The sequence below is a fragment of the Methylobacterium sp. WL120 genome (assembly GCF_008039465.1).
In the GTDB taxonomy this organism is placed as follows: domain Bacteria; phylum Pseudomonadota; class Alphaproteobacteria; order Rhizobiales; family Beijerinckiaceae; genus Methylobacterium; species Methylobacterium cerastii.
The window spans coordinates 21,186-31,205 of record NZ_VRUT01000044.1 but is presented as its reverse complement, the minus strand read 5'-3'; the positions used below and the strand labels follow the sequence as shown (position 1 = coordinate 31,205).

The 10,020-nt window shown below is 66.7% G+C and carries 12 protein-coding genes; 2 read left to right on the top strand and 10 right to left on the bottom strand.

The window, feature by feature from the left end:
- Positions 1 to 532: 532 nt before the first annotated feature.
- The 3 genes from FV229_RS10735 to FV229_RS10725 all read right to left on the bottom strand — a co-directional run bounded on the left by FV229_RS10735 (position 533) and on the right by FV229_RS10725 (position 2,746).
- Positions 533 to 769, bottom strand: a complete 237-nt coding sequence (locus tag FV229_RS10735; RefSeq protein WP_147751956.1) for a hypothetical protein — start codon at positions 767 to 769, stop codon at positions 533 to 535.
- Positions 766 to 1,542, bottom strand: coding sequence for a Crp/Fnr family transcriptional regulator (locus FV229_RS10730; RefSeq protein WP_147751955.1), 777 nt, complete (start codon positions 1,540 to 1,542; stop codon positions 766 to 768). The genes FV229_RS10735 and FV229_RS10730 overlap by 4 nt, the downstream gene beginning before the upstream one ends.
- A 751-nt stretch (positions 1,543 to 2,293) precedes the next feature.
- A complete protein-coding gene (locus FV229_RS10725) occupies positions 2,294 to 2,746 on the bottom strand; it encodes a GNAT family N-acetyltransferase (protein ID WP_147751954.1) in 453 nt (150 codons plus the stop codon).
- Between the two features lie 779 nt (positions 2,747 to 3,525).
- Here FV229_RS10725 and FV229_RS10720 point away from each other — a divergent pair.
- On the top strand, positions 3,526 to 4,329 hold the full coding sequence (locus FV229_RS10720) for an ImmA/IrrE family metallo-endopeptidase (protein ID WP_246688139.1): 804 nt from the start codon (positions 3,526 to 3,528) through the stop codon (positions 4,327 to 4,329).
- A gap of 110 nt (positions 4,330 to 4,439) precedes the next feature.
- Complete coding sequence (locus FV229_RS10715; protein ID WP_147751952.1) at positions 4,440 to 5,486, top strand: YihY/virulence factor BrkB family protein; 1,047 nt, start codon at positions 4,440 to 4,442, stop codon at positions 5,484 to 5,486.
- A 132-nt stretch (positions 5,487 to 5,618) separates the two neighbouring features.
- On the opposite strand, the gene FV229_RS10710 is transcribed toward FV229_RS10715, so the two are convergent.
- The 7 genes from FV229_RS10710 to FV229_RS10680 are packed head-to-tail and all read right to left on the bottom strand — an operon-like array spanning position 5,619 to position 9,830.
- Positions 5,619 to 7,373, bottom strand: a complete 1,755-nt coding sequence (locus tag FV229_RS10710) for a proton-conducting transporter membrane subunit (RefSeq protein WP_147751951.1) — start codon at positions 7,371 to 7,373, stop codon at positions 5,619 to 5,621.
- Positions 7,370 to 7,789, bottom strand: coding sequence for a cation:proton antiporter subunit C (locus tag FV229_RS10705; protein ID WP_246688138.1), 420 nt, complete (start codon positions 7,787 to 7,789; stop codon positions 7,370 to 7,372). The genes FV229_RS10710 and FV229_RS10705 overlap by 4 nt, the downstream gene beginning before the upstream one ends.
- Positions 7,786 to 8,562: an MnhB domain-containing protein gene (locus FV229_RS10700; RefSeq protein WP_147751950.1), complete on the bottom strand. Its 777-nt coding sequence runs from the start codon at positions 8,560 to 8,562 to the stop codon at positions 7,786 to 7,788. Before FV229_RS10700 ends, FV229_RS10705 begins: the two co-directional genes overlap by 4 nt.
- Complete coding sequence (locus FV229_RS10695) at positions 8,559 to 8,810, bottom strand: DUF4040 domain-containing protein (protein ID WP_147751949.1); 252 nt, start codon at positions 8,808 to 8,810, stop codon at positions 8,559 to 8,561. Before FV229_RS10695 ends, FV229_RS10700 begins: the two co-directional genes overlap by 4 nt.
- On the bottom strand, positions 8,807 to 9,091 hold the full coding sequence (locus FV229_RS10690) for a monovalent cation/H(+) antiporter subunit G (protein ID WP_147751948.1): 285 nt from the start codon (positions 9,089 to 9,091) through the stop codon (positions 8,807 to 8,809). The genes FV229_RS10695 and FV229_RS10690 overlap by 4 nt, the downstream gene beginning before the upstream one ends.
- Positions 9,088 to 9,339 (bottom strand): monovalent cation/H+ antiporter complex subunit F, encoded by a 252-nt coding sequence (locus tag FV229_RS10685; protein ID WP_147751947.1) that lies wholly within the window; start codon positions 9,337 to 9,339, stop codon positions 9,088 to 9,090. The genes FV229_RS10690 and FV229_RS10685 overlap by 4 nt, the downstream gene beginning before the upstream one ends.
- Positions 9,336 to 9,830, bottom strand: a complete 495-nt coding sequence (locus tag FV229_RS10680; protein ID WP_147751946.1) for a hypothetical protein — start codon at positions 9,828 to 9,830, stop codon at positions 9,336 to 9,338. Before FV229_RS10680 ends, FV229_RS10685 begins: the two co-directional genes overlap by 4 nt.
- Positions 9,831 to 10,020 lie beyond the last annotated feature (190 nt).

Here is a 10,020-nt window from a genome sequence, read left to right as displayed (position 1 = left end):
TTCATGCCAGCCTTCTCCGCTTGGCCGGCTGCGCTCGCCAGACCAGCTCCGCCGGCCAAGCTACCCGTGGCGGAGCGGCCCACCGTGCACTAACTTTACCCTTGGACCACCTCGTGGGGGCCGATCAATCCGTGCGTTTGGTGTTCAAGCCGGTCACGCTCGAAACAGAGAGGGGATCGAGACGACACGCCCCAGAAGGAGATGCCGATCCCCCCTCCACCCTCGCACATGGGAAAGGACGCCTCGCCGCGCCATCCATGCACGGCACCTGCCATTGCGCGATACTTCTCTCAGGGCGAGAGATAAGCCGCATGGCTCGAAACCACACCTTATCGAGAACCACTTCTCCGAGGCCAGACCTCTGCCATGACAGACCGTGAAGGGCATCGTGCCGGCGCGTGAACGGACGACACCCATCAGCACGATGCTTATCATGGAAGAGGTGGCGATCGCTCTGAGGCCGACGCGGCGGGTGACGCCCGTGCGCCCGATCGTGTGGTTGGTCGCCCGAATGACACGCCGCGTCCGGCGATCATGGCAGCTGTTCGGCGATCCAGGCCTGCGCACGGTCGAGGTCCTTGAACAACGGTGGGTGCGCGTCGCCGACCGGGCCGAACCCAGCCTCTAGGAACCACTTGCCCGCGTCCGTCTCGTGAAGGTCCGAGAGCTGGACCAGGATGGCGACCAGGAACCCGTCGTGGAAGACCAGCCGGCTCTCCTGATCGTTGCTGCCGGTGGCCACCTGCACCGGCTGAAGACGCAGGCTCATGCTGCAGCCCTCCCGCCGAGGTGGAGGTATTCCGGCCTGAATTCGGCCAGAGCCTCCAGCCGCGCTCGATCGAGAATGCGCAGATGCCCGCCGGACATCGCGATCAGCCCCTGCCGCTGCAGATCCGCGAGCGTTCGGTTCACGTGGACGGTCGTGAGGCCGGTGGTGTCGGCCAGGTCGTTTGGCGTAATCGGAAGGGGATAGCCCTCCTCAGCGGCATGTCCTGCCGCGCGCAGGCGAAGCAAGAGCTCACACATCAGGTGGGCGATGCGCTCCGGGGCGGACCGCCGTCCGAGGTTGACGACCCACTCGCGCAATGTCGCCTCGTCCACGAGCGTGGCGAGCCGCAGCGCGTGAGCGATGCCGGGATGGTGCCGTAGCAATTCGAGTATGGTCGCGAGATCGATCCGCACGACCTTGCAGGTGGACAGGGTGCCGATCGAGTGGTCCATCCGGGCAAGCAGGGCCACGTCGAGGTCGCAGTAGTCGCCCGGAATGAGGTAGGCCATGATCTGGCGGGCACCGTTGGCCCGCAGGGTGTACCGGCAGGCTATCCCGTCCATGATCAGGTAGACGCCGTCCGGCTTGTCGCCGACGCTGATCAAATCGATCCCAGGTTCGATGACCTGAGGGTTCGCGCTGATCTGCTCAAGCACCGCCCGGTCTTCGTCGGAGAGTGTGGCAAGGCTTTCCAGCTTCAAGATCAGGGGATTGGTACTTCTGCCGTCGCCGGGCGGGGCAGCCTTGTAAACGTCGTCGCTTGCCTGTGGCATTGCCTTTCACCCAAACTTTGTCGCGAGGCTCGAAGAAGCTACAACCCTTGATGGGCCGTCGCGAACAGCCACATCGGATTTGCTATCTAGGATAGTGATCGCCGAGCGCCAACCGGACGTGCTCCATCGAAAACCGCCTGATCGCCCCATGGCCCTCGGTGAAGGCAATCGCTCGACCCAAGACGATAAAACCCCAAACCCGCTGAGCTGACACAGGTGGCCATGGCTTATACTAAGTCTCATGGGTTAGGACCCATGAGGTCCGGCGGATTGCCGCCGCCCCGCAGTCGCGGGGGCCAGACCTCGATGAGTCGGGCTCATCAAGGTCTGGTATTAGCCAGATGAACGCCTGGTCGGTCGTTGGTGTCACTCATCCGAGCCACTATCGATCCTCTCGAGGACCCGGCCGCGAGAGGTCTGGCTTGGGAACTGCGACCGTATCCTGCTACCGAGACGAAGGGCCGCCTCTGTCGGCAGAGCGAGCGTATGGCTTCGAAGCGGCCAAGATTTCTGTGACGCAGCCTCTCGACAGCATCGCGAGCGTGCTCGAGGGTACCGGGGAGTAACGGGTGCTGCGGCGGGTTAAACCGGCCGTCGCGTGCGTTGGTACGCCAAATGAGCCGACGTTCATCGGTCTGACCCTCGACACGGAGAGGACTGGCATCGATCACAGCTGCGACGCGGTGATCGGGCTTGGCACAATCACGTTCGAGTGCGGCGCAAGCAACCGCTTCGACAGTGTGATCGAGCCCTACCGATTTGCGTCGAAACCGTTCGCGCGTTCCATCTCGAAACGGCGGTGCCGGCGCCCGAGGCTATCGATCTGTGTATCCTCATCGACGACCGCAAAGCCGCGCGCTTTGTAAAATTTCACAGCGAAGATGTTATCTGCGAAAACGTGAAGCCCGAAGCGTCGATGACGGTCCTGTGCCGCTCGTAGAAGAGCTGATCCACAACCGGCGCTGGCACGAGAGACGTACAAAGCGGATATGTAGCCCCCATCGTCCACGGTGATGAAGCCGATCACTGCGCCGTCGAGCTCGGCAATCAAATTTTCGGCGTGTCCCAGCACAAGTTTCAGATACTGACGCGCCTTAATCTGTTCGCGGCGTTCTAGGAAAGAATGAGAGACGGGGAATGCCATATCGAAAACCGCGAGTACAGAAGATTCGTCACTGTCGCGCTGGTAGGGACGAATGTGCATTACCTGCAAGTCTCCTCCGCGATGAACAGCCCTGCCGCTTGGATCAACGAAAGCTTACGCTCCATGCGAAGAATCTCGCCACGCGATGTCGTGAGATAGACGCTGCTATGGAGTGGCGGGTGGTCAAGCACGTCGTTGGTACAAAAAAGGAGGCAGCATCACCGATGTCAGAGGCAGACGATTATCTCCGAGCGTTTCTCGATCGGGCAGCCGCTGAGGAAGCATACCTTGGCCGGCTGCGCGAAGCGAACGACGCTAAGCCGGGTGTCACGCTGCCCAGACCCGCATCAGCTCCCGCCGTGTCGTTGATGATCACGAACCAACAACGAGCGGAGCTGCGGGCGCTTGGGTTTTCGGATGAGGCCGTTCGATTGATGACGCCCGCGCCGAGGCGCATGCGCAGCTTGGGCTGAGCAGGCCCAGCCTCTGAGCACGACATCACCGGTCTATGAATTTGAGAAAAGCCCTTCGACCTGACGGTCGCCGTTGTGCCAGCTCGGCAAGCGCGGCCGCGATCTTAGCTCCTCCGACGCCGTGGGGATCACAGGGGCCGCCATGCCAGGCCAGCATGGACTTTGCTCACGATGGCGCGGTTGGGTTACCGCTCGCGCGAACGCCCTTGCAACCTGGTCTTGGGATCGCAGGTGCGTGGCGCCTGACGGATCGCCTCGGAAATACGAAGGGGTCCGCGCATGCAGATCAAGAGGAAGGACCTTGCAGACGCAGGCTCGCCGGAGGCGCTCGTCAAACGCATCCTACAGGCCGAGCCGAACCTTCCGGTGCCCGTGCCGATCCAGGAGCTGTGCGCGCGCCTCGGCATCGTGAAGATCGAGGACCTCGACACCGATGCTTTCGAGGGCGGCCTCGTCACCGACACGAAGCGGTCTGACGGCACCATCCTTGCCAGGCGCGGGGGCGAACCGCGTCGCCGCTTCACCATCGCGCACGAACTCGGCCACTTCCTGATGGCGCACCACATCCCCGATCAGCCCGACCGGTTCTCGTGCAAGACATCCGACATGCTGCGCATGACGGCCAAGGAGAGCGACCCGCGCCAGCGCAGAGAGGTCGAGGCCAACCGCTTCGCCAGCCTCCTGCTGATGCCTCCGCACCTCCTACGGGGGGCTATGACGGCGTTTCGCGAGCCCGATCTGCAGCACGTTCTTGCGCTCGCGCGCGACTTCGCAGTCGGTAAGGAGACGGCGGCCCGGGCCTACGTCCAGTACCACTCCGAACGGATCGCCATCGTCGTGGCGGGCCACGGCCGGGTGCAGCGTTGCTACCGCAGCCTCTCCTTCCCGGCCATCGTCTGTGGCGTCGGAAGCCCGGTCCCGGAGCGATCGCTCGTTCACAGCCGTTCGCATCAACCGAGCATCCCGAGCGACATCGCGGCCTGCAGTGCTGATCTCTGGATCGATGTGAAGCGCGACCTCCATGTGCCGTCGCTCTACGAGCAGGTGTACCTCCAGCAGGGTGGCTTTGCGATGATCCTGCTGCGTCTCAAAGCCGTTCCGGAGGAGAGCGCGGAGGAGCGCAGGCTGGAGGAGGGCTGGCGCCACCGCTTCCATTCAGGGCGACGGTAGGCGACACTCCTGCAGGATCGGACGCTCCGCGCCGCTACGACTTCGGCTGAACCGATGTCAGCAGGATCAAATCGCGATCACTGGTACCAAGTCCTCGCAGGATCGTAGCCGTGATTCAGGACGTTGACGAAGGCGACGACTGGCGCTCAATCGCCACGCGTCCGCAGGATGCAGCGACCCTCGAAACGGCTCGGCAGCGCGCCCGCGAGCCTGATCGTGGCCGCGATGCGAACCGCCCTTCCGAGATTCCGAAGGCAGGATGGCAGGACATCCTGTGGCGCGCCGTGTGGGCTCTCCCGAAGGATCGTGTGCTCGCCACGGCCGGCGGCGTCGCCTTCTTCGCCCTGCTCGCCGTGTTTCCCGGACTCGTGGCCGTGGTCTCGATCTACGGGTTGTTTTCCGATCCCAACGTGATCAGCCAGCATGTCGGCCTCCTAACCTACATCCTCCCTGCCGCCGCGCTCGAACTGCTCTCCGAGCAGCTCGTGCGGATCGCCGCGCGAAGCACGGGTTCGCTGAGCCTCACCTCGACGATCAGCTTGCTGATTGCGCTCTGGAGCGCGAATTCCGGCGTCAGCGCCCTCTTCGATGCCCTCAACGTGATCTACCGGGAACGGGAGGATCGCACCCTGATCCGGTTCTACGCCACGACCTTTCTGTTCACCCTTGGCGGCGCGGCGTTCCTGCTCCTGACGATCAGCGTGGTGGTCGTCCTTCCGGCGATCCTGGCGCGCTTCGGGTTCGGGGGATTGGCCGACACCATCCTGTCCGTGGCCCGGTGGCCCGTCATCCTGGTCGTGGTCAGCCTGAGCCTGACGCTGATCTATCGCTACGGCCCGAGCAGGCGCCGGGCGAAGTGGCGCTGGGTGACCTGGGGCAGCGCGCTGGCAGCGTTTCTTTGGGTCTGCACGTCAGGAGTGTTCTCCTGGTACGTGGCGAGCTTCGATAGCTACAATCGCATCTACGGATCTCTGGGTGCCGGCATCGGCTTGATGTCCTGGATGTGGCTCTCGATCGTGGTCGTCTTGCTCGGCGCCGAGATCAATTCGGAAATGGAACGCCAGACCGCCCGCGACAGCACCGAAGGATGGCCCAAACCCCTTGGCGTCCGGGACGCCTTCGCTGCGGACAACGTCGGACCAAGTCAGGATAGGTGAAACCGATGGAGTGAATGGTCCGGCACCGGCTCGTGCGATTGCGCTCCGGTGTGCGCTGTCTCCTGGTGCATGGCGCTTATCTCTCGTGCGAGTTGGCGCTACATTTGGTCCCGATGCGACGAGGCGAGGTTCTCACCCTACTGTGAGCAACGCGGCGATGATCGCTACCCCGATCGCGAGCCAAGCCACGTAGTCGCCGATCAGGCCGCTGTGCAGCAGCTCGAGGGTGCGGGTCGGCGCCGACTGCGTCGCGCGGAGCGGGCGGACGACGAGCTTCGGCAACCGCGTCCGGAACAGGCCGTAGCCCGCCCCCGCCAGGGCCAGCGCGACGGACGCCCAAGGTAGCCATGACGGCCCCTCGGCCAGCGCCGCCATGGTGGGTCGATGCATGAAGGCCGGGGCGGCGCGTGGGATCGCGTCGGCGATCAGGCCCGCCGGCATGCCGACGTCGAGGGCCAGCAGGACGCAGCACGGTGCCAGCATCAGCCAGAGCGGGCGGTTGGCCTTCTCCCGCTCGTCATCGCTTGGCGCCCCGGCCTCGTCGCCGGGATCGGGCCCAAGGCCGAGGAAGATACGGCCCGCCGCCCGCAGCACGGCCGCCCCCGTCAGCCCCGCACCGATGGCGCCCGCGGCGAGCGCGATCCCGTGCCCCTGGTGCGAGAGAGCCCCTTGGACGAGGCGCGTACCCTGGTCGAGGATCCCGACCGGCAAGCCGCAGAGCAGGAGGCCGGCCAGGGCCATCGCGATCCCGGCCGGGCCGATGCCGCGTCCGAGACCCCGCAGGGCGATCTCGTCGATGCTGGCCCGGGTGGCGAGCAGGATGCCCGCGAGCATGAACAGCGCGCCCTTCACCATGCCGTGGCCCACTACGTAGACCAGCATCCCGCCAGTGCCGGCCGGTGAGAGTGCCCCGATGGCGGTGAGCATGATCCCGGCATGCGAGATCGTCGAGAAGGCGAGCATCCGCTTCAGGTGGCGCTGCAGCAGCGCCATCCAGCCGCCGAGGATGGCAGTGACGCTGCCGAGTCCAGTCAGGAGGGCCGGGAGCGCGTGCTGGACCTGCTCGGAGCCGGCGAAGACGACGGCGCTGACCTTTGCGAGCCCGAAGAGCCCCAGCGACACCATCGCGCCGGAGAAGATCACCGAGACCGGGCTCGGCGCCACCGCGTGGGCGTCCGCGAGCCAGAATTGGAACGGCACGATCGCGCCCTTGATCATCAGTGCCGCCGCGACGAGGCAGAACGCGCCCGCCACCACCGGGTCCCGGCCGCCCCGTGCCACCGCCGCCGCGATGCCCTCGAAGTCGAGGGTGCCGGTCCGGGCGTAGATCAACCCGACGCCGCCGAGCATCAGGAAGCCGGCGAGGCTGTTGATCACGGTGAAGTTGATCGCGCCCGCGAGGGCGGACTTATCCAGATGGCAGGCGGTGAGCGCGAAGGCGGCGACGCTCATCACCTCGAACCATACGAACAGGTTGAACATGTCGCGGGTGAAGCAGAACCCGACCATGGCCGCCAGGAACAGCAGCATCAGGATATGGAAGTGTCCGTGCGTCCGGCCGAAGAAGCCCCAGGCGAACACGAAGGTGAGCGCGTAGAGCAGGCCGATGAAGGCCGCGATCCAGGCGCTCGCCGCGTCCACCCCGAAGCCGATCCCGAGATGGACGCCGTCGCGCGGGTCCCAGCCGCCGAACCAGTAGACCAGGGGCCCGTCCGCGGCCCCTACAGCGATCACGCTGGACAGGATCGCGACAGCGAGCGCGGCGAGCGTCGCCAGGATGTCGGGCAGGCGGCCCGGCAGGAGGTGGGCGGTTGCCAGCATCGCCGCGCAGAAGACCAGCGGGACGGCGACCGGCAGCGGGAGGAGTGCGGCGGAGCCGAGGGTCACGAGGCCGCCCGCTTGCCGTCGTCACCGGGCGCCGACCCGTTCGCACGTTCGGAGCTGCCCTCGGCGCGCATCGGGCGGAGCTGCTCCGGGTCGAGGCTGCCGCTGCGCTTGTAGACCTGGATCGTCAGCACCAGGAGAAGGGCGGTCAGGGTCGCGCCGACCACGATGTCGGTCAGCACCAGCGCCTGCATGACCGGATCGACGGCGGGCGTGCCCGGCGGGTGGTCGTAGAAGATCGGCGCGATGCTTCCCCAGCGGTAGCCGAGGCCCAGAAGCAGCACGTAGGTCGCCGACTGGCACACGCCGAGGCAACCGACGAGGTGGATGAAGTTTTGGCTCGTGGCGATGCCGTAAAGCCCGGCGCCGAACAGCCACGCGGCGACCGCGTAAGGCAGCATGCCCAAGGCCGCGTTCACGCCGATTCCTCCCCCGGCTCGTCGGCCTCGTCCGCCTCGCGGGTCTCCTCCATGAATTCCAGGAAGAGCTGGGTGAAGCCGCCCGCCACCGCCAGGGCGACGCCGAGGTTCTCCACGAGCATCAGGCCGCCCGACATCAGGCCGCGAAAGGTGCCGAACGGCAGGACGTTCTGCATGAAGGCGCCGCCGTCCAGCATCGGCGCCAGCCCGCACAGGTTGAAGAGCAGGGCGCCCCCGCCCTCCAGCCCATCGAGCCAATGGCTGCGCACCGCGTCGCGCCAGCCGGCATAGCCCTCGCCGAGGTAGATCAGCAGCGTACCCGACGCGAGGATCACGCCGCCCTGGAAGCCCCCGCCCGGGGTGACGGTGGCGTGCAGCACCACGTACAGGCCGAACAGCGCGGTGAGCGGGCCCGCGATCCGGCAGACGAGCACCACGGCTTCGGAGCGCGGGATCACCGCCCGCCCGGGCCGACGCAGGGCGCGCTCGGTGCTGCCCTCGCCGCGGCGGCCGCGCAGCAGCACGACCGTTCCGGTGATGGCGGCGAGCAGCATGAACTCCTCGCCGAGGGTGTCGAGGCCGCGCAGGTCGAAGTTGATCGCGCTGACCATGTTGGCCACGTGGCGCGCCTCGGGCACGATCGCGTTGATGCGCTCGCCGTAGGCGGCGATCGTGGCGCCGAAGCGGGGCAATCCGGCGATCACCGCCGCGGCGCCAGGAAGCAGCATCACGCCGGCCAGGGCGAGCAGCGCGACGCGCAGGCGCAGGCTCACGATTCCTCCTCGGGCGGCTGGTTGCGCACCGCCATGAGGGCCACGAGGAAGAGGAGCGGCACCGCCGCCGAGCCGACCGCCAGCTCCGACAGGGCGACATCGGGGGCCTGCAGCGCGGCGAAGAGGATCGTCAGGACGAGGCCGTTGGCCGCGATGGCGAAGACCTGCCGGACGGGATCCCGGACGAGCACCACGGCGGTGCCCGAGCAGGCGGTGAGCAGGAACAGCAGGGGCAGGATCACGCTCATGCCGACCGGCCCTCGCGCATCAGCACGGCCCGGCCGGACACGTGCGACAGCACCGCCGCCCAGGCGAGAAAGACGACCATCGTCAGCAGGATCTTGACCGAACGCCCGGAAACGCCGTCGGCCAGGAAGGCCGCCGCCGTGACGAGGACGGAGGTGGTGACGTTCAGGAAGGCGAGGACGTGCAGCCGGTCGAGGGCCCGGGGTAGGCGCCACAAGGCGAAGGTTGCGAACCACGTGACGATGACAGTGAGGCCCAGCAGAAGGCCGATCGCGACGCTCATATCCAGCGCTCCAGGACGACCGCGAAAAGCATCGTGCCCGGCAGGTTCAGCAGCACGAGCGTCAAGGCGAGATCCGTGATCGAGGCTTGGTCGGTGGCGAAGGCCAGCAGGGTCAGGATCAGCACCGTGACGCTGCCGGCGAGTTGGTAGGCGGTGAAGCGCCGGCCGGGGGTGCCGCTCCACGCCAGCGCGACCGCGAGGGCGAAGGGCGGCAGCAGCGCCAGGATGGCGGCCGTCCAGATCGTCACGGCTTGCCGTCCCCCAGAGCATGCGTGGCCACCGTTCCATGCGCGCGGTCGAGGACGAGGACGAAGCTGTCCGGAGCCAGGGACGCGGCGAGCAGACCGACGGCGCGCGCGGCCGGGGCCGCCGGCCCGCGAGGCGTCGCCCAGGCCAGCTCCGCTACGCTCTGCTCGCAGATCCTTCCGCCCGCGCCGTCCGCACGCAGGGCTTCGACCAGGTGGCGACCCGCACGGGCAGTCTGACGAGGAAGATCTTGGATCGCCGCCCCGAGTGGCCGAAACGCCGCCCGGTCGAAGTGGAACCGCACGCCGCCCCGCCGTCCCACGCCCCACCACCAGGCCGTCGCGAGCGTGGCGCAACCGATCGCAGCCACACACTCGTTCACGCTCACCGTACCTGCGAAGACCAAATAGGCGAAGTCGAGGGCGATCCAGATCGCCGCGGCGTCGCGCGTCGATCGCTCCTGATGCTGCCGATCGGTCCTGACCGCATCCATCTCGCCTATATCCATCTTGCCCGCATCGATCCTGAACCGGCCGCCGCGAGAAGCAAGGTCATGCGCCCGACTCGGCCAGACCGTGGCTGCCCCGATGCCGATCCCTGAATGTGCCGACACGGTTTCGTGTAGGAGATCCCGGACTTGCGCGATCCCGCTTGCCTTACTTCCCCTCCGCCCCCGCAGTGGT